Annotated in this window: 20 protein-coding genes and 2 pseudogenes; 11 read left to right on the top strand and 11 right to left on the bottom strand. The window is 36.7% G+C overall.

All coding sequences use genetic code 11. The annotated features are described in order from the left end of the window. The 3 genes and pseudogenes from FNN08_RS12680 to FNN08_RS12670 all read left to right on the top strand — a co-directional run. Positions 1-384: pseudogene (locus FNN08_RS12680) on the top strand (SDR family NAD(P)-dependent oxidoreductase); the annotation flags it as partial. Positions 385-731: 347 nt separating this feature from the next. Beyond that, a complete protein-coding gene (locus FNN08_RS12675) occupies positions 732-1,607 on the top strand; it encodes an SDR family oxidoreductase (RefSeq protein ID WP_143586343.1) in 876 nt (291 codons plus the stop codon). 302 nt (positions 1,608-1,909) lie between these two features. Continuing rightward, a pseudogene (locus tag FNN08_RS12670) lies at positions 1,910-2,653 on the top strand (alpha/beta hydrolase family protein); the annotation flags it as partial. Between the two features lie 118 nt (positions 2,654-2,771). Here FNN08_RS12670 and FNN08_RS12665 read toward each other — a convergent pair. Beyond that, complete coding sequence (locus tag FNN08_RS12665) at positions 2,772-3,671, bottom strand: LysR substrate-binding domain-containing protein (protein WP_143586339.1); 900 nt, start codon at positions 3,669-3,671, stop codon at positions 2,772-2,774. 108 nt (positions 3,672-3,779) lie between these two features. Here FNN08_RS12665 and FNN08_RS12660 point away from each other — a divergent pair, with 108 nt between their 5' ends. The 4 genes from FNN08_RS12660 to FNN08_RS12645 all read left to right on the top strand — a co-directional run bounded on the left by FNN08_RS12660 (position 3,780) and on the right by FNN08_RS12645 (position 6,758). Beyond that, positions 3,780-4,226 carry a DoxX family protein gene (locus tag FNN08_RS12660; RefSeq protein ID WP_143586337.1) on the top strand — a complete coding sequence of 149 codons (447 nt, stop codon included), beginning with the start codon at positions 3,780-3,782 and terminating at the stop codon, positions 4,224-4,226. A gap of 95 nt (positions 4,227-4,321) precedes the next feature. Beyond that, positions 4,322-5,062: a pirin family protein gene (locus FNN08_RS12655; RefSeq protein ID WP_143586335.1), complete on the top strand. Its 741-nt coding sequence runs from the start codon at positions 4,322-4,324 to the stop codon at positions 5,060-5,062. Positions 5,063-5,091: 29 nt separating this feature from the next. Further along, positions 5,092-5,685: a malonic semialdehyde reductase gene (locus tag FNN08_RS12650; protein WP_143586333.1), complete on the top strand. Its 594-nt coding sequence runs from the start codon at positions 5,092-5,094 to the stop codon at positions 5,683-5,685. A gap of 98 nt (positions 5,686-5,783) precedes the next feature. After that, positions 5,784-6,758: a glutathione S-transferase family protein gene (locus tag FNN08_RS12645; RefSeq protein ID WP_143586331.1), complete on the top strand. Its 975-nt coding sequence runs from the start codon at positions 5,784-5,786 to the stop codon at positions 6,756-6,758. A 98-nt stretch (positions 6,759-6,856) separates the two neighbouring features. Here FNN08_RS12645 and FNN08_RS12640 read toward each other — a convergent pair whose 3' ends face one another. From FNN08_RS12640 to napE, 6 genes are read right to left on the bottom strand one after another with little or no spacing between them, the layout of a single operon-like run. Continuing rightward, positions 6,857-7,444 (bottom strand): cytochrome c3 family protein, encoded by a 588-nt coding sequence (locus tag FNN08_RS12640; protein ID WP_143586329.1) that lies wholly within the window; start codon positions 7,442-7,444, stop codon positions 6,857-6,859. A gap of 8 nt (positions 7,445-7,452) precedes the next feature. Beyond that, positions 7,453-7,941, bottom strand: a complete 489-nt coding sequence (locus FNN08_RS12635) for a nitrate reductase cytochrome c-type subunit (RefSeq protein ID WP_143586327.1) — start codon at positions 7,939-7,941, stop codon at positions 7,453-7,455. A gap of 10 nt (positions 7,942-7,951) precedes the next feature. After that, on the bottom strand, positions 7,952-10,453 hold the full coding sequence (gene napA, locus FNN08_RS12630; protein WP_143586324.1) for a nitrate reductase catalytic subunit NapA: 2,502 nt from the start codon (positions 10,451-10,453) through the stop codon (positions 7,952-7,954). 12 nt (positions 10,454-10,465) lie between these two features. Further along, positions 10,466-10,729 (bottom strand): chaperone NapD, encoded by a 264-nt coding sequence (locus FNN08_RS12625; protein WP_185962663.1) that lies wholly within the window; start codon positions 10,727-10,729, stop codon positions 10,466-10,468. Beyond that, complete coding sequence (gene napF, locus FNN08_RS12620) at positions 10,729-11,235, bottom strand: ferredoxin-type protein NapF (protein WP_143586320.1); 507 nt, start codon at positions 11,233-11,235, stop codon at positions 10,729-10,731. The genes FNN08_RS12625 and napF overlap by 1 nt, the downstream gene beginning before the upstream one ends. Positions 11,236-11,243: 8 nt before the next feature. After that, a complete protein-coding gene (napE, locus tag FNN08_RS12615) occupies positions 11,244-11,405 on the bottom strand; it encodes a periplasmic nitrate reductase, NapE protein (protein ID WP_143586318.1) in 162 nt (53 codons plus the stop codon). A gap of 225 nt (positions 11,406-11,630) precedes the next feature. Here napE and FNN08_RS12610 point away from each other — a divergent pair, with 225 nt between their 5' ends. Continuing rightward, complete coding sequence (locus tag FNN08_RS12610) at positions 11,631-13,778, top strand: GNAT family N-acetyltransferase (RefSeq protein ID WP_313904985.1); 2,148 nt, start codon at positions 11,631-11,633, stop codon at positions 13,776-13,778. 50 nt (positions 13,779-13,828) lie between these two features. Here FNN08_RS12610 and FNN08_RS12605 read toward each other — a convergent pair whose 3' ends face one another. The 4 genes from FNN08_RS12605 to tal form a co-directional block, all read right to left on the bottom strand. Next, entirely contained in the window at positions 13,829-14,905 is a 1,077-nt protein-coding gene (locus FNN08_RS12605) for a ketoacyl-ACP synthase III (RefSeq protein WP_143586314.1), read from the bottom strand. Positions 14,906-15,091: 186 nt separating this feature from the next. Next, a complete protein-coding gene (gene trhA, locus FNN08_RS12600; RefSeq protein ID WP_143586312.1) occupies positions 15,092-15,742 on the bottom strand; it encodes a PAQR family membrane homeostasis protein TrhA in 651 nt (216 codons plus the stop codon). Positions 15,743-16,149: 407 nt separating this feature from the next. Beyond that, entirely contained in the window at positions 16,150-16,317 is a 168-nt protein-coding gene (locus FNN08_RS12595; RefSeq protein WP_143586310.1) for a DUF3545 family protein, read from the bottom strand. Positions 16,318-16,458: 141 nt separating this feature from the next. Beyond that, positions 16,459-17,412, bottom strand: a complete 954-nt coding sequence (gene tal, locus FNN08_RS12590) for a transaldolase (protein WP_143586308.1) — start codon at positions 17,410-17,412, stop codon at positions 16,459-16,461. A gap of 282 nt (positions 17,413-17,694) precedes the next feature. Here tal and yaaA point away from each other — a divergent pair, with 282 nt between their 5' ends. The 3 genes from yaaA to FNN08_RS12575 all read left to right on the top strand — a co-directional run bounded on the left by yaaA (position 17,695) and on the right by FNN08_RS12575 (position 20,892). Next, complete coding sequence (yaaA, locus tag FNN08_RS12585; RefSeq protein ID WP_143586306.1) at positions 17,695-18,468, top strand: peroxide stress protein YaaA; 774 nt, start codon at positions 17,695-17,697, stop codon at positions 18,466-18,468. A gap of 118 nt (positions 18,469-18,586) precedes the next feature. After that, on the top strand, positions 18,587-19,105 hold the full coding sequence (locus FNN08_RS12580; protein ID WP_143586305.1) for a TIGR03546 family protein: 519 nt from the start codon (positions 18,587-18,589) through the stop codon (positions 19,103-19,105). Beyond that, complete coding sequence (locus tag FNN08_RS12575) at positions 19,105-20,892, top strand: TIGR03545 family protein (protein WP_143586303.1); 1,788 nt, start codon at positions 19,105-19,107, stop codon at positions 20,890-20,892. The genes FNN08_RS12580 and FNN08_RS12575 overlap by 1 nt, the downstream gene beginning before the upstream one ends. The last annotated feature ends 72 nt before the right edge of the window (positions 20,893-20,964 follow it).

Genomic DNA, 20,964 nt, shown 5'->3' with positions numbered 1-20,964 from the left:
GGTATTCGTGAAGGTAGCTTAGCACCATTAAACGTTGCTGATATCGGCGAAATGGCAGCTAATGTATTAACTACATCAGGTCACGACAACAAAGCTTACAACATTACAGGCCCAGAGTTATTAACGGGTGAAGATATGGCTAAAGTATTCACTGATGTTACAGGTAAAGAAGTTGCTTACGTTTCACCAACAACAGAGCAAACATTAGAGTCACTTTTATCTACAGGCTGGCCTGAGTGGCAAGCAAAAGGCATGTTAGAGTTATTTGAAGTTTTCGCAACTAACCAAGCTGCTGTAGTTAGCCCAGATGGTGAACAACTATTAGGTCGCCCTCTAACAACATTAAAAGAGTTTGTTGCAGCAAACAAAGCAGCATTCGTTTAATTAAACAAAATTTAATTTGTTAATAAAAATCCAGTCAATGAAAGTTGACTGGATTTTTTACGTTTTTATAAACCTAAACCTTGATTGATTTTTATATACCAATCCGATGTAAGTAATAGCGTATACCTGCTGTTGGCAGTTTTAGGTTTTAACAATTTAATTTACTAGTAGCCTTGCTAGAGTCTAAGAAGACGGTTCAAATTTACTGAACTGAATGTTCAAATCATTGCGTTATTTTTTTTAGAAAACATATTTTATTATACACCCATCAAATATTTACCCACTTACGTAGCGGCTTTAATTCGTTACAGACATACAGATTGTTAAATAAATTTTGGAGAAAAAGAATGAACACTGAAACTATTTTAATTATTGGCGCAGCTGGTAACAACGGCGTTGCAACTATCGATTCTTTAGTTAAGAAAGAAACTAACGCAACTATTCGTGCAGCGGTTCGCAGCTCTGAAAAAGCAGCTGAGTTAAAAGCAAAATTTCCTGCAATTGAAACTGTATTAATTGACCTTGATAAAGCTGAAACTTTAACTGCTGCTTATGAAGGCGTTACTAAAGTATTCATGATCCCAGGTAATGTTGAGCAAAGAGAGCAACATGCTAAAAATGCAATCGATGCAGCAGTAAACGCAGGCTCTGTTAAGCAATTTTTATTCTACTCTGTATTTGGTGCAGAATATGAGTCAATCTTATTCGGTAAGCAATTTAGAGCAGGTGAAAAGTACCTAGAGCAATCAGGTCTTAACTGGACTCATTTACGTACTATCTTCTTCCAAGACAACTTCTTTGGTTGGGCTGAAGGTGTTAAACAAGGTGGTTTATACTTCGGTATTCGTGAAGGTAGCTTAGCACCATTAAATGTTGCTGATATCGGCGAAATGGCAGCTAATGTATTAACGACATCAGGCCACGATAACAAAGCCTATAACATTACAGGCCCAGAGTTATTAACGGGTGAAGATATGGCTAAAGTGTTTACTGATGTTACAGGTAAAGAAGTTGCTTATGTTTCACCAACAACAGAGCAAACATTAGAGTCACTTTTATCTACAGGCTGGCCTGAGTGGCAAGCAAAAGGTATGTTAGAGTTGTTCGAAGTTTTCGCTACTAACCAAGCAGCTGTAGTAAGCCCAGATGGTGAGCAACTATTAGGTCGTCCTCTAACAACATTAAAAGATTTTGTTGCAGCAAACAAAGCAGCATTCGTTTAATTAAACAAAATTTAATTTGTTAATAAAAATCCAGTCAATGAAAGTTGACTGGATTTTTTACGTTTGAAAACTGTTTAAATTAGCCAATACTCGAGAAGTAATACCAATGCGATTAATTAGCTGGTAACAATAAATGCATCAATATTTTTGATTCTAAAGTTCAAATACTACCGTTATTAATTGCTCAGGCCTTTAAATATAATAACCTCAAGATAAAGCAGTGCTTAGCTTAATCGCTTTTACCTGTGATTAACCTAAACCAGCACTAAATGATTTCTTGCAGTTTAATTGAGGATAAAGTCATGAGAAAAGAAGTTGAATTTTATAGTAACGATAATCGCCTGTCTGGATTATTAGAGTTGCCTGAAGGTGATACAAAAGCCTATGCATTATTTGCTCATTGTTTCACCTGTGGTAAAGATATTGCTGCGGCATCAAGAATTTCTCGTGCACTAAACGATAATGGCATTGCCGTATTACGTTTTGACTTTACCGGCATAGGTAATAGTGATGGTGATTTTGCCAATACCAACTTCACTTCAAATCTTGATGATTTGAGAGCCGCTGCGGCATTTTTAAATGAAAGCTATAGCGCCCCTAAATTACTAATTGGCCATAGTTTAGGTGGGGCTGCTGTACTAGCAGTAGCAAGCAGCATTGATTCAGTAAAGGCTGTAGTATCAATAGGTGCACCGTCAAAAGCTGAGCATGTTATTCATAACTTTGATGATAGTTTAGATGAAATCTGCAGTAATGGCATCGCTAACGTAAAACTTGGCTATAAAGAATTCACTATTAAAAAGCAATTTGTTGATGATCTTAGTGAAAACTCTAAGCAAAATTTTGATTTATCAGGAAAGTCTTTGTTGATCTTACACAGCCCTATGGATGCTGTGGTTTCAATAAACGAAGCTGAAAAAATTTATGCAAGCGTAAAGCATCCTAAAAGCTTTATTTCATTAGATAAGGCTGATCATTTCTTATCTAATAAATCAGATGCGAAATATGCGGCCACAGTGATAAGTAGTTGGGCAGATAAATATATCATTGAGTAAACGACTTTAATTTAGTTAATTCTAAAATAAGGTTTGAGTCAATTAGGGTCAGCAAACGTGACCCTAATTATGTTTTAATTTAGATATCATGCAACTCTATAGCCTTGGACTATAAAAGCTTTTCTTGTATCTTCTGTATGTTTTCAACAAACCAAGCCAGTGCCTTACCTTGGTTATCTTTATTCCAAGCCATAGATAACTCACTTTGTCTATTTTCGCATTTTGCCAGCTCAAGTGTAACTAGTTGCCCTGACTCAAGTTGCTCCTTTATTCTGTGTATGGGTAAAAATCCGACACCTAAACCAAGGCAATGAGCATCAATTTTCTTTTGTACAGTGGGTACCGTTATGCGAGCTTGGCCATCTAATAAACCGACAGAGCGAGCCGGTAAGTTTATTGAACTATCCGCTACAACTATTGATGGATACTGCTTAATTATTTTATTAGCTATTGGTTGTGGTTCATTCGCTAACGGGTGGTCATGGGCTACGGCAAATACAAAGTCAATTTCACCTATAGGGTGAACGGCAAAATCATTGTTATATGGATCACCAGTTGCACCAATGATAAGATCTGAATTGCCTGAAACAAGTGAATCCCAGGTGCCACCAAAAACTTCTTCAGAAACGCGGATATTAATCCAAGGATAGGTTTTTAAAAATTGTTCTATTAGCGTATAGATTGGTTTAAACAGCAAAATACTATCTATACATATGCGTAATTCTGACTCCCAACCATCGGCAGATTGCTTAGCCATGTGGGTCAATTCATCTGTAGCTTTAAGAATTAACCGGCCTTGTTCGACAATCATATTTCCAACAGTAGTTAGTTCAGCCCTGCGTTTACTGCGATCAAATAATGCGACTCCCAGATCTTCCTCTAGCTTATTTACAGTATAAGAAATAGCAGAAGGCACACGAAATAACTCATCCGCTGCTGCGGCAAAACTTTTTTTACGTTCAATCGCATCGAGTACTTTCAATGCATCCAATGTTATAGGTGAATTCATTACATCAATTTTTTTGAACCTAAGGTTCAAATATAACCGTTATTAATTGCTCAGTCCTTTAAATATAATAGCTTCAACATTCAAACACAATGAACTTTGGAGAATTAAATGAATATTTCATTTATTAAAAAATTACTTAATAGCGACGCTGGCTACTCTACATTAGCTCTTAGAATTACAGCTGCAATTATCTTTATTGCCCATGGCGCGCAAAAATTATTTGCTTGGTTCGGCGGTTACGGTCTAGAGGGGACTGGTCAATGGATGGAGTCTATCGGCTTAACACCAGGTTACCTATTAACTTTATTAGCCGGTAGTGCAGAGTTCTTTGGCGGTATTGCATTATTAATTGGCTTATTGGTTCGCCCAGCGGCATTAGTTTTAGCTTTCACTATGCTGGTAGCTATCTTCAGTGTTCACATCGATAACGGTTTATTTATGAGTAATAACGGTTATGAATTCGGCCTAGCATTATTCGCTATGTCAGTATCGCTAATGCTTAGCGGTGCAGGAAAGCTGTCAATCGATAACATTTTGAAACAACGTTTATCTTAATTGAGACAGTTTTTTCGTTAACTTTACATTAACATTGTTGTGTCGGTGTTTATAACCCCAGTGACAATGAGCAATTTGACTTGAGAGATTTTAATATGAAACCAGCTTACGAAAAAATCAGTGCATCTGAATTGCACTATTTACCAAGCAGTAACATGCACCCAGCAAATACCCGTTTTCACTTTTCATTTGCCAATTACTACAATCCTGCAAGGATGGGATTCGGCGCATTACGTGTATTAAACGATGATGATGTAGTACCACGTGGTGGTTTTGGACGTCATCCCCATAAAGATATGGAAATTGTTAGTTACGTTCTTAAAGGTAAATTAACCCATTGGGATAGTGTTACTAAAAAAGAAGAAACAATTGGTCGTGGCCACGTACAAGCAATCTCTGCTGGTTCAGGTGTTTGGCACTCTGAATTAAATAAACAAGGTGACTGGTGTCGTTTTTTACAAATTTGGATTATGCCACCTAAACGCGGCGGCGCGGTTCGTTATAACCATAAAAACTTTGAATTAAAAGACAGAGAAAACAAGTTACTACATATTGTTGGTAACCCAAAAAATAAAGATACTTCACCTTTATATGTTAACTCTGACGTTAATTTATATGCATCTGAAATCACAGATTCGTATGCAACAGTTGAATTTGAATTAAAGCCTGGTCGTCAAGCTTACATTAACTGTGCTGAGGGTAGTGTTCACATCGAAGGTTACCCATCTCTTGATGAAAGAGATTCGTTAGAGTTAAAAGAGCCAGGAACATTGAAGTTCTCTTTAAAAGGTAAGAATGCACATTTTGTAATTATTGAAATGAAAAAATCTCGATAATTTTAGATACAAAGATTTAGGAAAAGATTATGACAACTAAACTAGATAACTCAGCATTAGAGCAAACGTTTATTAACGCAAGAACAGTGAATAAATTTACTCAACAAGATGTATCAGATGAACTTATTGCCCAGTTATACGATTTAATGAAGTGGGCACCAACATCGATGAATTGTCAGTCTGGACATTTTGTTTTTGTTAAATCTGAAGAAGCGAAACAGCGCTTAAAACCAACATTAATGGAAGGTAATCAGGAAAAAACTATGGCTGCACCGGTAACGGTTATTGTGGCTACTGATACTGAGTTTTTTAACCATTTACCAGAGCAGTTTCCTGCAGTACCAAATGCAAAAGATATGTTTGCATCTAATGCTGAATTTAGTGCTACAACAGCACAAAGAAATAGCTCAATGCAAGGCGCATACTTAATTATGGCGGCGCGTATGCTAGGCTTAGATTGTGGACCTATGAGCGGTTTTGATAATAATGCTATTGATAGCGAATTTTTCCCAGAAGGTAGATACAAGTCTAACTTCTTAATTAACCTTGGTTATGGTGATAGTTCAGGTAACTATCCTCGCGGACCAAGATTAACACTTGAACAAGTAACTCGTATTATTTAATCAATTTGACATTGATGGTAAACGATAGAGCCTAAGCCTAATTAATAACGTTGGTGCAATAAAGGCAGTATGAATTTTAAAGATTAAAGGTAATTAACATGACTAAAGTAAAGAACAGCTGGAACAGCAGCATTAAAGATGGTGAATACAAACGTAAAGAATCACAATTTAGAAACTGGATCACGCCTGATGGCAGTGCTGGTATCTCTGGACGTGGTGGTTTTGAAGCTGAAGCTGGTCGTTACCACTTATATGTTTCTTTAGCGTGTCCTTGGGCACATCGTACTTTAGTTTTCCGTCAATTGAAGGGACTTGAAGATTTAATTACGGTAAGTGTTGTTCACCCAGATATGCATGAAAATGGCTGGAGTTTTAACCACGATGAAAACTCAGCAAAGCTTTATGGTACGACAGGTGATGATTTATACGGCGATAAATTTATTGCTGAAAAATATTTATCTCAAGATCCTGAGTACGCTGGTGTTAACAGTGTTCCGGTATTATGGGATAAGAAGAACAAAGTTATTGTAAGCAATGAGTCTTCTGAAATTATTCGTATGTTTAACAGTGCGTTTAACCATATTACTGGTAACGAAGATGATTACTACCCTGAACCTTTACGCAGCAAAATTGATGAAATGAACGAGTTGGTTTATCACAAGATTAACAACGGTGTTTATAAAAGTGGTTTTGCTACAGCGCAAGAAGCTTATGATACAAACGTTAAAGAGTTATTTATTGCATTAGATAAAGTTGAAGAAATTCTTGCAACTAATCGTTACTTAACTGGTGATAAGCTTACTGAAGCAGATTGGCGTTTATGGGTTACTTTGGTGCGTTTTGACAGTGTATATCACACTCACTTTAAGTGTAACTTACGATTAATTGAACAATATGAAAACATTTATAATTACATGTTAGAGCTGTACCAAATGCCTAACATTGCTAAAACAGTAAATGAAGCGCATATCAAACGTCATTATTATGCAAGTCACTTATCGTTTAACCCGTTTGGTATTGTGCCAATTACGCACAAACAAGACTGGACAGTTCCTCATAACCGAGGCAAGTAACTCTTAAAAGAGTGAATAATAAAAAGGCCCTACATTATTTTAATAATGTAGGGCCTTTGTTTTTATCTGTTTATAACTAGGTTTATGTTAGTTAGTTTTTACCAACCTTCGACACCTGTCATATCTGGCAATTCATGAGCTATACCTTTATGACAGTCAATACATGTTTTTTCACCACTTGCTAAAGAAGTAGAATGTTGCTCTTCAGCTCTGGTACTCTGTGCGGTAAAGTCCATGTAGTCAAAGTTATGACAGTTACGACACTCTAAAGAGTCATTGGCTTTTAAGCGGGTCCATTCATTTTCAGCTAAATGTCGACGCTTAGCTTCAAATTTTTCTGGCGTATTTATGGTGCCAAAAATCTTTCCCCAAACCTCTTTCGATGCTTGCATTTTACGCGCTATTTTATCCGTCCATTTATGTGGTACATGACAATCTGGACAGGTAGCTCGCACACCTGAGCGGTTAGTAAAGTGAATCGTTGTTTTTAACTCTTCATACGGATTATTTTCCATTTCATGACATGAAATACAAAACTCTTCGGTGTTACTTAACTCTAAAGCGGTGTTAAACCCACCCCAAAAGATGATGCCAGCAATAAAACCGCCTATTACTAGAAAACCTAAGCTAAAGTGAACACTTGGTTTACGTAAGGTATGCCAAATTCTTAACACTAAATTTTTCATATTAGCCCCTAGTGTTTTTCAGCTTTAGATGCTTGTTTTTCTTTCATTAATGTATTCATATCAACAAAAGTATTTTCTACTAATGGTTCGGCATCACGTTGTGGTACGTGACACTGACTACAAAAGTAGCGTCGTGGCGAAACTTCGGCTAAAAAGTTTCCGTCTCGGTCCATGTAATGGGTCACACTCACCATAGGAGCTTGTGATTCATCGGTGCGATTACGTGAATGACAGGACATGCATTTATTTACTTTTAAATCTACCTGGTAATTTCTTACCTTATGCGGAATTAAAGGTGGCTGCATAGGATAATTACGTTTTTGCTTAATATCGGTATTAGCAACATTAGGTATCGCGTCAGGTGTTTTTTGAGTTTCAATTGCTGTGCTATCACGCAAGGTTGCAACTTCATTACCTTCACTAAACGCAGTAAATGATGTAGTAAACATGGTCACTGTTACTAATACTTTGGTTAAAGCGTTAATTGATTTTTTCATTGTTATTCTCCTACGCTTTTTCAATTTTGATTGCACACTTTTTAAAATCCGTTTCTTTTGAAAGAGGATCTGTGGCATCTAAGGTTATTTTATTTACTAAGCGACTCGCATCAAAGAAAGGCATAAATACTAAACCTCGAGGCGGCTTATTACGACCACGAGTTTCAACTCGAGTTTCAACTTCACCGCGACGTGAAATAAGCTTAACTAAATCACCTCGGCGTAAACCGCGTTTTTTAGCATCGTCTGGATTCATATAAACAACGGCATCTGGCACTGCTTTATAAAGTTCTGGTACACGTTGTGTCATTGAACCTGTGTGCCAATGCTCTAATACACGACCCGTTGATAACCATAAATCATATTCTGCATCAGGGAATTCCGCTGCAGGTTCATAAGGTAAGGCGAATATAACGGCTTTACCGTCTGGCTTACCATAGAAGTCATAATCAGAGCCTGGCTTAACGTACGGATCTGAACCTTCTTTAAAGCGCCATTTCGTTTCTTTGCCATCTACTACAGGCCAACGTAAACCACGTTCTTTATGATATCTATCGTATGGTGCTAAATCATGTGCATGACCTCGTCCAAATTCTGCATACTCTTCAAATAAACCTTTTTGAATGTAGAAACCAAAATCTCTAGATTCTTGATTTAATCTATCATCAGGGATCTCTGAAAGAGGGAAGGCATTAACATTACCGTTTTCATAAAGCACATTAAATAATGACTTACCACGATACTCAGGCTTCTTAGCTAGTAATTCTTCAGTCCAAACATCTTCCATTTTAAAACGCTTTGAAAACTCAACTACTTGCCACATGTCAGAGAATGCACCTTCAGGTGGTGTCACTTGTTGGTACCAAGATTGAGTACGGCGTTCTGCATTACCATAAACACCTTCTTTTTCTACCCACATTGCGGTAGGTAAAATTAAGTCAGCAGCTTGTGCTGTCACTGTTGGGTATGGGTCTGAAACAACAATAAAGTTTTTCGGGTTACGATAACCTGGTAAACCTTCTTCATTAATGTTTGCTGCCGCTTGCATGTTGTTATTACATTGCACCCAGTAGAAATTTAACTCACCATCTTTTAATTTACGGTTTTGTAAAACGGCATGGTAACCTGGTTTTGGTGGAATTGTGCCTTCTGGTAGCTTCCAAATTTTTTCAGCAATGGCTCTGTGCTTAGGGTTATTCACCACCATGTCGGCAGGTAAACGATGCGAGAATGTACCGACTTCACGAGCAGTACCACAAGCAGAAGGTTGACCTGTTAATGAAAATGGGCTGTTCCCAGGAGTTGAAATTTTACCGGTTAATAAGTGGATATTATAAACTAGGTTGTTCGCCCACACACCACGAGTATGTTGATTAAAGCCCATAGTCCAAAGGGATGTTACTTTCGTTTTAGGGTCAGCATAAAGTTCAGCTAAGGCATTTAATTTATCAACTGGTACTCCTGAAAGTTCAGACGTGTACTCCGCTGTGTATGTGCTGACAAATTTTGCGTACTCTTCAAAATCAATTGGTTTTGAGCCACCTGCATCTTTAGCGCTTGAGTTTATCGCATTTTTCTCAAGTGGATGCTCTGGGCGTAAGCCGTAACCAATGTCGGCATTACCTAAACGGAAATTAGTATGCTTGTTAACAAAGTCTTTGTTAACACGATCGGTTTTAATAATGTAATGTGCAATAAAGTTAAGTATTGCTAAATCAGTTTGCGGGGTGAATATCATGCCATTATCAGCTAACTCAAAGCTGCGGTGCTCAAACGTCGATAAAACCGCAACTTTTACATGAGGTGCACTTAAACGACGGTCAGTAATGCGAGTCCATAAAATAGGGTGCATTTCTGCCATATTTGAGCCCCATAACACAAATGCATCAGCCGCTTCTAAATCGTCATAACAACCCATAGGCTCATCGATACCAAAGGTACGCATAAAGCCACCAACAGCTGAAGCCATACAGTGACGAGCATTTGGATCTATATTGTTCGAGCGAAAGCCCGCTTTCATCAATTTAACTGCGGCATAACCTTCTTGTACTGTCCATTGGCCTGAGCCGAACATGCCAACGCCTTCAGGACCTTTCTCTTTTAATGTCGCTTTGGCTTTTTCTGCCATAACATCAAATGCTTGATCCCAAGTAATTGGCGTAAAATCCCCGTTTTTGTCAAATTTACCGTCTTTCATGCGCAGTAAAGGCGTTTTTAACCTGTCTTTACCGTACATGATTTTTGATAGGAAATAGCCTTTAATACAGTTAAGACCTTTGTTAACTGGTGACTTAATATCACCATGGGTAGCAACTACTTTATTGTCCATGGTAGCAACATTAACACTACAACCTGTACCACAAAAACGACAAGGTGCTTTGTCCCACTTTAACTTAGTCATGTCGCTACTAGTTATTAGGTTTGATGCACTCGCCGGTAGAGCAATACCTGCTGCACTTGCAGCTACAGCAACAGCGTTTGCTTTAATAAATTCTCTTCTATTAAGTTTCATATCGCGTCCTACTTATTCTTCTAAATATTGGTGGTAAACAGGTGCTAGTGTTAATACACCTGGTTGATATTTGAGTTCATCGGCATAATTACCAATGTGTTTTTGATTATCAGACTCTATGGTAAAAACAATTTTACCCTTACCGTTGTCAGCATGAATTTCTGCGCCTGGTGTAGCTTCAATGCTTTGTCTAACTACAGCATCTTGGCTTACATCGATTTGCATAATAAAACTGGCCACATGGTATTCAGCGGTTTTAGCACTGGCTTGATTCATTAACTTAGCTCCTGAAATAGGAATAATTCGGTTGAGTTGGATGGACATGGTTGGATACAAGCGCCACATCCGTTACATAAATCTTGATCAATTAAAGGTTGAGGAATGGAGCTATCTAAATAACTAAAGGTAATAGCACGAGGTTCGCAAACGTCTTTGCAGCTTTGGCAATAGATTTTGTTTTTAGCTAAGCAATCATCTTTAATGTTAAATTTACTTGGCCAAGCAGCAGAGGTTTTATCATTTTTGAAAAATGTTTGTTGGCAAGATGAAATACAGTCAGTACAAAAAGTGCATTCGCCTTTATTAAAGTCAATGGTAGGGAAGCCATCATCGCCTTTAACAATAATATCTTCATCGCAGCTAGATATGCAGTCGCCACATTGAGTGCAATCTTTAAGGAAGTCACTTTCACTGGTTATCCACGGCAATCTAAACTTAGCCACAACAGAAGGCTTTCTTCCTCGTAGAAAATTACGTTTAGATTGATCTACTGCTGTAGACATAATTTACCCTATACCCCAGGAGGTCCCATTATTAGCTGGCTAAACCATATTGAAAAGCCTAATACGCCAACAATAGCAACGGCTAAAAAAGGTGCTAGGAATATGGTTAAAAATAGGAAGGTATTGAGTTCATCTTTCTTTTGTTCTGTATTGTTATTTACGTCAGACATATTGAAACTCTTATCTATTATTGGTTATTTAACTTAGTATAGACGAATATATTTACAACAATTTGATTTTAATCAATGTTTTTTAACGCTTTGTTTACATCTTATTAAATATTTCATTGTGTGAGTGTTCTGTCAATTAACGGTTTGATTGAGTGCTTTTCTATTTAGCTTAATATTCACATCAATTTAATTTCTGTTAAACTCAAATTATTACTTATCTATTAATTGGTTATTGATATCAAACGGCTCGAATTTATTAACACCTTACAAGCTCATTTAGTTACTAAGCATATGCGTAGTATGCTTATTTTTATCGGTGAGCAGGAGTGGCTAAATAAGCAAATAGAGCAACATATTAGCGAAAGCAAATCAGCGAACTTTTTATTTTTTAGTGACAAGCTTGCCAGTACTCAAAGTAATACAGAATTAGAAATACTATCTAGCGATCACTATGTACATAATAAAAATTATCGACAGTACCTAGGAACTGAACAAGACCTTATTTTATTTGAGGCATTTGATGATTTTAATATCGATGCCTTTGCCGCTTTATCTGGCACTGTAGTCGCCGGCGGACTGCTTGTTTTAACCATAAATAAAAACTTATTTAATAACAGCGAATTCGTACGCTACTTTATTAATAAAGCCGAAGGTACTGATAGTATTTATGTTTTCAATCAAAATGATAACGAGCAAAGTTTCCCTGTTATAGCTCTTGATACTGATAAGTCTGAAAACATTGAAACTCTGCCATTAAATTTTGCTTGTAAAACTTATGAGCAACAACAGGCCGTTGAAAAAATCTTACGTGTAGTTTCAGGTCATCGTGATAGACCCCTTGTGCTTACTGCTGATAGGGGGCGCGGAAAGTCGACGGCTTTGGCTTTGGCTGCAGTAGAATTATTACAGCAAGATAATAAGCAAATAATTATTACAACGTCACATTCTGAAAGTTTAGCTATTTTTTTCAAGCAATTAGAAATAAGTTTACCTCAAGCTAAAACTGCTAAACATAGCGTTAGCCTTGGTACTAGCAATGTTAAGTTTGTCCCATTAGATGTACTGCTCAAACAAAAACCTAGTTGCCATTTATTAATGGTAGATGAAGCGGCGGGCGTACCACTACCAATTTTAAGACTCCTATTATCGAATTATCATCGGCAAGTTTTTGTTTCTACTATTCATGGTTATGAAGGTGCGGGGCGAGGTTTTAGTACTAAATTCATCAAAGAGTTGCAGCAGTTAAAACCACAAAGCCAACATTTTCATATTAATCAACCTATTCGCTGGGCTAGAGGGGATTATTTAGAGAGTTTTACTTTCGATAGTTTATTGCTTGATGCTACTTTGCCAAAGGTATGCTTACAGCAAAATGTTGAAATTGAATATAAAAATTTATCTGGTTCGCAACTGTTACTGACTCCCGGCTTATTAACACAAGTATTTTCATTGTTAGTAAGTGCTCATTATCAAACGAAGCCAAGCGATCTAAAGATGCTACTTGATAATGAGCGAGTAAGGCTTGTATTACAAATCCAAAATGAACAATTACTTGGTGTGGTGTTTTTATTAGCGGAAGGGGATATTGAGCAAGCATTATCAGCTGATATTAAACACTCTTTACGTCGAATTAAAGGTCACTTTACGCCGCAGTCACTACTTGTACATTGCGCAGTTGAGCAGGCATTTGAGTATAACTACCAACGTATTGTACGTATTGCTATTCATCCTGAACTGCAACAATTAGGTTTAGGCCATAAATTAATTGCACAATGTAAGCGTATAGCGATTGAGCAGGGCAGTGACTTTATCAGTTCCAGTTTTGGTGCTAATGCGCAGTTATTGAATTTTTGGTTAAGTAATGACTTTAGCATCGCCCGTATCGGTTTTAGTAAAGATAAGGCCAGTGGTGAACATTCAGCCCTAGTTCTACAAGCTCTTAATAGTAAAAGCGATGTATTATTAAAGAGTATTAGCAATCAATTTAATATAGATTTCCAATACCTCATGAGTGATGAATATCAGTATTTACCGACAGAGCTTATGCTGCTTATTTTACAGCAACTACCAAATCCATATTTATCATTAGATGATCAGCAAGTACTGATTGATCAACAAACCGTATCAGATTTTGCACTAGGATATAGGGTATTTTCCTGTTGTGCTCCGGCTTTACAAAGAAAGTTTTTAGCTTTGCTTCAACAAGGAAAGGTTTCGAATTTGGAGCAATCTTTAGGATATAAATTGATGATCCGTAAAGTGATTCAGCAGCAGTCCTGGTCCGAAATTTATGCTGAGTTTAATTTAACCGGTAAAAAACAGACAATGCAATTAATGAAAGAATTTAGTTTGTACAACTGGAGCGTTAAATAAAAAAGGTGAGCAGATGCTCACCTTAATTTTTAAATTTATTTTTACTAAGATTAAGCTTCGTTTTGACAACCTTTAATCGCTATATCTAAAAGCTCTAACGCTGTTTGTGAACACTCGGTTTCGGTTTGTACATAGTCATTAATTGGCGTCACACGCTCACCCCATTTTATGTACGTAGCACCCCAAGTAAGACCTGCGCCAAATGCTGCAGATATTATGTTTGCGCCGGGTTTAACACGGCCTTGTTCTACTGCTTCACAAAAGGCAATGGCAACTGTTGCTGCAGAAGTATTACCGTATTTATTAATATTAACCATCACTTGCTCGTCAGTTAATTTCAACTGCTTTTGTAGGGTTTCAATAATTCGAACGTTAGCTTGGTGAGGTACTAATAAGTCAACATCAGAAACTTTAAGACCTGCTTGCGTAAGTACGTTTTCTGTTGCTGCGCCCATACCGCGAACCGCATGTTTAAATATTTCAGGACCGGCAAAGTCAATTTTTAAACCTTTTGGTGGGTTTTCATATCTGTCCATGTCAGTACCAAAGTTACTGATTTTTAGGATATCACGAGAGTTTGAATTACAGCCAAGTTTGGCATTAAGTAAACCACATTCAACATCACTAGCTTCTAGAACCATAGCTCCTGCACCATCACCAAATAGTACAGCTGTATCACGGTTGTTCCAGTTCAAGAACCAACTCATACGTTCAGCACCAATCACTAGAGCCTTGCTCGCCATTCCCGTTCTGATTTGTGCCGTTGCATTTTGTAAAGCATATATAAAGCCAGTACAAGCTGCAGAGATATCAAAACAAACTGCGTCATTTGAACCTAATAACTGTTGTACTCGTGAAGCCGTATTTGGTACCAACGTATCAGGAGTACAAGTTGCTACTATAATTAAATCAATATCTGCTGCATCAACGCCCGCACGAGCTAAAGCTTGTTTTGCTGCTAATGTCGACATTTGGGCAGTATTAATATGTGATATGCGGCGTTCCTTTATGCCAGTTCTTGATGTAATCCATTCATCAGAAGTGTCGATAACCGTAGCTAAATCATCGTTAGTTAAGATTGCTGGAGGAGTGTACTTACCCCAACCGGTAATATCAGCGTATTGCATTAGGAAGCCCTGCTTTGAGTATCGTTATTATCATTAATAATTTTTGCGGCATTGTAACATCAAGCTTGGGCTATTACGACAAGAGTAGGTATAGATAGGGGGAAATAGTTTATTAAGCTAATAAAAGTAAAGCGAACCAATGGCTCGCTTTTAATAACAATTTAATTAATGAATTTGGTACAACGACTACATTACGTAAATGTACACCGCTAAGAAGTGACATATGCCACCGCCAAGTACGAATACGTGCCAAATAGCATGATTGTATGGAATTTTTTTAATTGCGTAGAAAATAGCGCCAATGCTATATGCTAAACCGCCAGCGGCTAATAAATTAATGCCACCCGCAGGCACATTATCTAACATTTGCGGCATCGCAATAACAATTAACCAGCCCATTAGAAGGTATGTTGCTAGTGATATTTTAGGGAAGCGTTGTTTGAATTTTAATTTGAAGAATATGCCAAATACAGCTAAAGCCCAAACGACTGATAAAATTGAATAACCCCAAGCGCCTTTTAAGCTGATTAACATAAAGGGAGTATACGTCCCGGCAATTAGTAAATAAATCGCACAGTGGTCAAACTGTTTTAAAATAGGTTTTAGTTTGCTACCACCAATACTATGGTAAAGGGTTGAAGCTAAAAACAGCGCAATCATGCTGCTGCCATAAACAATAGCACTGGTTAAAGCAAAAGCATCAGAAGCGACCTGGATCATTAATACTAGAGCGGCGACACCAAGCATTGCCCCCACTAAGTGAGTAATAGCGTTGATCGACTCTTCAATTGGTGAATATGCCATTATTGAAGGCTGTGTAGAAACGAAAGCTGACATAATATTAATTTATATCCTAAAGCGAAGGTTATTTAACCAGTTAAGACTAGTATGACCAGTGAATGATTATATTGCAATGGTAAATTTGTTTACAAGTGTACACTGAAATTAAATATAAAAGCTAAGAATGAAAAGTAACAACTAAACTTACATGTATAACCTATTTATATCAGTTGTTTATGTGTTTCAGTTATTGTGGTTTGAGAGGTTTTTAAGCTTTTGCTCGCTTGCTATATTTTTATAAAATAATGTTTGATTTTTTAAAAATGAACATGTGTACACTCAATTTTATTGTTTGACTATTATTTGAGTTTTTATTTTTGATAAAGTTCAATCCAAAAAAAAACTCGTAAAATACGAGTTTTTTGCGTTGTTAAGATATTTTAGTTTTATAATTTTAGTTTTGACTAATACTCTTCTAAAAGATGTTCTACTGAACCATTGTAGAATTCTATTTCTTTTTCTAGTTCTAGTTTTTCTTTCAGCTGTTCAATCTCACGCCATTTTTGTTTTTGCTTAGTTTTGGCCTTCGACTTACCTTCTATAATCTCCATTAAGCCATCAATTGGATCCATAGTTAAACTCCTTCTATTTACAACGTCTCCATTTTAATACCATAGTAAATAAAAAAATAAAACACTTAATTTACAAATAGCTAACAAAAAAGTCGCGCTTGGCGACTTTTTGTGCAGTTGTAAGTTTAAAGTTGGATAAAATTAAAGCAGAGAGGCTAATTTTTCTTCTAATTTAATTTGGTCAACAGTGAAACCTCGAATACCTTCAGCTAATTTTTCTGTTGCCATTGCATCTTCATTCATATTCCAGCGGAAATTTTGCTCAGTTAACGCTACCGGGCGAACAGCTTCACTTGCTTGTGCTTTAAGTTTTTGCACTACTGGTTCATTGCTGCTCTCAAGTTCTTGTAGTAGTTGCGGGCTTATGGTTAAGCGATCACAACCGGCAAGTTCTAAAATTTCGCCAGTGTTACGGAAGCTTGCGCCCATAACAATCGTTTTATAATCAAATTTCTTATAGTAGTTATAAATATTTGTTACAGAAACAACACCTGGATCTTCAGCACTTGCATAGCTCTCTTTACCGGTACTCTTTTTATACCAATCTAAGATACGACCAACAAATGGAGATATTAAGAATACACCTGCTTCAGCACAAGCTTGTGCTTGAGCAAAACTAAATAATAAAGTTAAGTTACAATTAATGCCTTTTTTCTCTAACTCTTCAGCAGCTTTAATGCCTTCCCAAGTTGAAGCCATCTTGATCAAAATACGATCTTTGCTGATCCCTTCATCAGCATACAAGGCGATTAACTTTTCTGCTTTAGCAATGGTAGCTTCGATATCAAAAGATAATCTTGAATCAACTTCAGTAGAAATTCTGCCAGGGATCACTTTAAGGATTTCAGCGCCAATTAATACTGACAATTTATCACCAGCATCAACTACTTGCTGTGATTTTGAACTTGATTGTTGTTTTGCCCATTCAACAGACTTATGGATAAGCGCTTGATATTTTTCTAGCTCAGCCGCTTTTAATAATAATGATGGGTTAGTGGTTGCATCATAAGGCGTGTATTTAGCTATCGCGTCAACGTCGCCAGTATCAGCAACAACAGTTGTCATTGCTTTTAATTGTGATAATTGGTTGCTCATAGGGTCACCGTATTGGGAAAATTAGTAAAAAATTGAAAGTTACTTTCTTTATTAGCCAACTAATTTTTTAAATTAACTGATATTGATAGCTATTTGTAACAAAATTACGGGATTACGCAAGAGCTAAATGTCAATTTAGAGTAAATATACCACTTTAATGAGACTTATCGTCATTCTGAGCTTAAAACTTACTTTAATTAGCTATGTTAAAATCAAGCCGTTAATTTTTACTTTTATCGTGATATAGTTTTATTAATTTCAATTTTTACTCTGATATTTATTATGTTATTAGTTATTTCTCCTGCAAAAAATCTTGATTATGAATCATCACTACCAACTACCGAATATAGCCAACCTGAGTTACTAGAACACAGCGAAGAGCTAATGCAGCGTTGTGTTAAATTAACCCCTGCTGATCTTTCATCACTCATGGGTATTAGTGATAAGTTAGCTGGTTTGAATGCTGCTAGATTCGGTGAGTGGTCATTACCTTTTACACCCGAAAATTCACGCCAAGCTATTTTAGCTTTTAATGGTGATGTTTATATCGGTATGGACGCATACTCTTTTAGCAATAAAGACTTTGACTTTGCCCAAAAGCATTTAAGAATCTTATCTGGCTTATATGGCGTATTAAAACCACTTGATTTAATGCAAGCTTATCGTCTTGAAATGGGCACTAAACTTGACAATGATAGAGGTAAAAACCTTTATCAATTTTGGGGACAAGCGATAACCGATAATATTAATGCAGCGCTAGCGCAACAAGGTGATGAAGTATTAATTAACCTTGCTTCTACCGAGTATTTCAAATCTGTTAAACCTAAAGCGTTAAATGCTACGGTTATAACTCCGGCTTTTAAAGATTGGAAAAATGGTCAATATAAAATGATTAGCTTTTTCGCTAAAAAAGCTCGTGGACTAATGGCGCGTTACATTATTCAAAATCAAATAAATAACATTGAACAACTTAAAGAATTTGATTTAGACGGTTATGGTTATAACGCTGATTTATCAACTGATGCAGTGCCTGTGTTTACTCGTAAAATCGTTTAATAAATTTGGCTATAGTTACCTGTATCTATAGCCTAATTTTTATCCTACTGCTATCTAGACTAAACTAATAAGGTAAGTTAATGCTCCTCTATGGGGCTAGTCACTTAAGGAGAAGAAATTGCTGACTCTATTAGCAAAACTATTTAAAGCTTTAAACTCAGAAAGCTCATCAAGGCAGATAGCCTTAGCGATTGCTCTAGGCATGATAGTTGGCTTAAGCCCAACTTTGAGTTTACATAACCTTGTGGTGCTGTTTATTGCTTTTATCCTACGCATAAATTTAAGCGCATTTTTTGTGGCTATTGCCGGTTTTAGTTTATTGTCACTTGGACTTGCTCCAATTTTCTCTAGTATTGGGGAGGGCTTACTCACCAATATTGAGCTTAATAGCCTTTGGCAAAGTTTATATCAGTCAAATCTGATGAAATCAGCACATTTTCATAACACCTTAACCTTAGGCTCGTTAGTTAGCTCATTGGTGTTATTTATCCCAATGGTATTTATCAGCAGGTTGTTAGTTGAACGCTATCGTCATCATTTAAAAACCTTTATTGAAAAATTTAAAGTAGTGCAATGGCTCAAAGGCTCTAAGTTTTATCAGGTTTATCAAAGTATCACTGGCACAGGGAGCATATAATGGCTAAGTTTTTCCGTTGGCAGGGGATTGCCGGGTTTATATTAACTGTTGCTGCTGTTTTAGCTGTGCTGCTAGTACTTGCCCCAACACTGGTGAAAATATCAATAGAAGAAGGCGCAGGCTGGTATAACGGTGCAGAAGTTAATGTTGGTGATGTTGATATTCAATGGTCGCCATTAGTTGTCAAGGTTAACAATTTACAAGCAACAGACAATAAAAAACCAAGTAATAACTTTGTTGAATTTGAACAGGCGAGTGCCGGCGTTGATATTTGGCAATATATGTTTGGACGAGTGCTTATTGAAGAGCTAGAAATAGTTGGTTTAGCATTTGATACAGAGCGCTCATCTGCAGGCGAAGTCTACCGCGATGCTGATACTTCTATCGTAAAAGCTAGTGCGCAATCCATTGAGCAGAAAATGCCGGCAATTGAAGACCAATTACCTGATGTAAAAGACATCTTAGATGACAGTAATTTGCTTACAGTTAAAGCATCTAAGCAACTAGAGCAGAGCTATAAACAAGAAAAGCAAAAATTAAAAGCTCTGCAACAAAAAATACCGAATAAAGCTAGGTTAAAAGACTACGAAGCACGAGTTAAAAAATTAACTAAAACGAAGATAAAGTCGGTGAGTGATGTTACTCGCTTACAACAAGAACTCGATAGTCTTAAAAAGCAGTTTAAGCAAGATAAAGCCTTGATCAAGCAATCGAAACAACAGCTAAAAGCGAGTAAAACTATTTTAGCTAAAGCGGTTAAAGAGGTTAAAAATGCTCCAGATGCTGATTGGCAACAACTTGAGTCTAAATATCAATTAGACAAAGTAGACAATGCAGATTTTGCTCATATTTTATTTGGTGAAAGTGCCCGAGGATACTATCAAACGGCGTCAGACATTTATCAAAAGGTAAAACCTTATTTAGATGACTCTAAAGAGCAAAAGCAGCAACAAAAACAAGCAGTAGAACAAAGCTTAGCGCATGGACGCTTTATTCATTTTATTGATGAAAATCCATTGCCACCTTGGTTAGTGAAAAAAGCTCACTTACAAGTAAACTTAGCTCAAGGTAACTTTGATATTAATATTATTGAGCTAACCAGTGAGCACTGGCACCGTAATAAGCCGACGTTAATTAACATCACTACTAAGCAATTATTAAAAGGAGGCGATGCTAAATTAACATCTCAAGTGTTTAAAAGTAAAAGCGATGTTGATGTAAAAGGTGACTGGTTATTTAGCCATGTGCCTGTTACAGATGTGAAACTTAGGGATAATAAAAATTTAGCCTTAACTTTAGATTCTGCTGATATAACCGGTGTTGGTCAATTTAGCTTCGCCGGGCAAAATATCAGTAGCATTAATGATGTTAATGTTGCTCAAACAAAGTTCACTGGCTCATCAGATTCCTCTATTGGCCGTTCGCTAGTGAGTGCAATTAATGAAGTCAATAAATTCAATTTAGATGTCGAAGTTAGTGGTGATATTAATTCTCCTGATTACAAAGTTAAATCGGATTTAGATAATATTATTGGCCGTGCAATTAATAAGCAGTTACAGAAAAAATTAACTGACTTTCAAAATAAGCTACAGTCGGGCTTAAATCAAAAAGTTGCTAAAGCGCTTAAAATTAACGATAGCGAGGCTGCTGAGTTAGCTGATATAGAAAGCTTATTAACAGATACCGATAAAGCATTGAATAAACTTTTAAAATCTAAATTAGCTGATAGTAAAAAAGACGAACTCGAAGATAAGCTAAAGAAAAAGCTGAAAGGTTTATTAGGTTAGAGAGTACTTTTTAACGCAAAATAAAAGGGCCTAGATATAATCATCTAGGCCCTTTTTTAATCGCGAAAATTT

Origin of the sequence: Thalassomonas sp. M1454 (genome assembly GCF_007097525.1) — a bacterium.
Taxonomy (GTDB): Bacteria; Pseudomonadota; Gammaproteobacteria; order Enterobacterales; family Alteromonadaceae; genus Thalassotalea_A.
The sequence above is the reverse complement of the archived record's forward strand: the minus strand, read 5'-3'. Positions and strand labels throughout refer to the sequence as shown.

Bases quoted from the DNA above. Each gene is read 5' to 3' on its own strand.
- FNN08_RS12675 (WP_143586343.1), top strand. From the start codon at position 732: ATGAACACTGAAACTATTTTAATTATTGGCGCAGCTGGTAACAACGGC.
- FNN08_RS12665 (WP_143586339.1), bottom strand. From the start codon at position 3,671: ATGAATTCACCTATAACATTGGATGCATTGAAAGTACTCGATGCGATT.
- FNN08_RS12660 (WP_143586337.1), top strand. From the start codon at position 3,780: ATGAATATTTCATTTATTAAAAAATTACTTAATAGCGACGCTGGCTAC.
- FNN08_RS12655 (WP_143586335.1), top strand. From the start codon at position 4,322: ATGAAACCAGCTTACGAAAAAATCAGTGCATCTGAATTGCACTATTTA.
- FNN08_RS12650 (WP_143586333.1), top strand. From the start codon at position 5,092: ATGACAACTAAACTAGATAACTCAGCATTAGAGCAAACGTTTATTAAC.
- FNN08_RS12645 (WP_143586331.1), top strand. From the start codon at position 5,784: ATGACTAAAGTAAAGAACAGCTGGAACAGCAGCATTAAAGATGGTGAA.
- FNN08_RS12640 (WP_143586329.1), bottom strand. From the start codon at position 7,444: ATGAAAAATTTAGTGTTAAGAATTTGGCATACCTTACGTAAACCAAGT.
- FNN08_RS12635 (WP_143586327.1), bottom strand. From the start codon at position 7,941: ATGAAAAAATCAATTAACGCTTTAACCAAAGTATTAGTAACAGTGACC.
- napA (WP_143586324.1), bottom strand. From the start codon at position 10,453: ATGAAACTTAATAGAAGAGAATTTATTAAAGCAAACGCTGTTGCTGTA.
- FNN08_RS12625 (WP_185962663.1), bottom strand. From the start codon at position 10,729: ATGAATCAAGCCAGTGCTAAAACCGCTGAATACCATGTGGCCAGTTTT.
- napF (WP_143586320.1), bottom strand. From the start codon at position 11,235: ATGTCTACAGCAGTAGATCAATCTAAACGTAATTTTCTACGAGGAAGA.
- napE (WP_143586318.1), bottom strand. From the start codon at position 11,405: ATGTCTGACGTAAATAACAATACAGAACAAAAGAAAGATGAACTCAAT.
- FNN08_RS12605 (WP_143586314.1), bottom strand. From the start codon at position 14,905: ATGCAATACGCTGATATTACCGGTTGGGGTAAGTACACTCCTCCAGCA.
- trhA (WP_143586312.1), bottom strand. From the start codon at position 15,742: ATGTCAGCTTTCGTTTCTACACAGCCTTCAATAATGGCATATTCACCA.
- FNN08_RS12595 (WP_143586310.1), bottom strand. From the start codon at position 16,317: ATGGATCCAATTGATGGCTTAATGGAGATTATAGAAGGTAAGTCGAAG.
- tal (WP_143586308.1), bottom strand. From the start codon at position 17,412: ATGAGCAACCAATTATCACAATTAAAAGCAATGACAACTGTTGTTGCT.
- yaaA (WP_143586306.1), top strand. From the start codon at position 17,695: ATGTTATTAGTTATTTCTCCTGCAAAAAATCTTGATTATGAATCATCA.
- FNN08_RS12575 (WP_143586303.1), top strand. From the start codon at position 19,105: ATGGCTAAGTTTTTCCGTTGGCAGGGGATTGCCGGGTTTATATTAACT.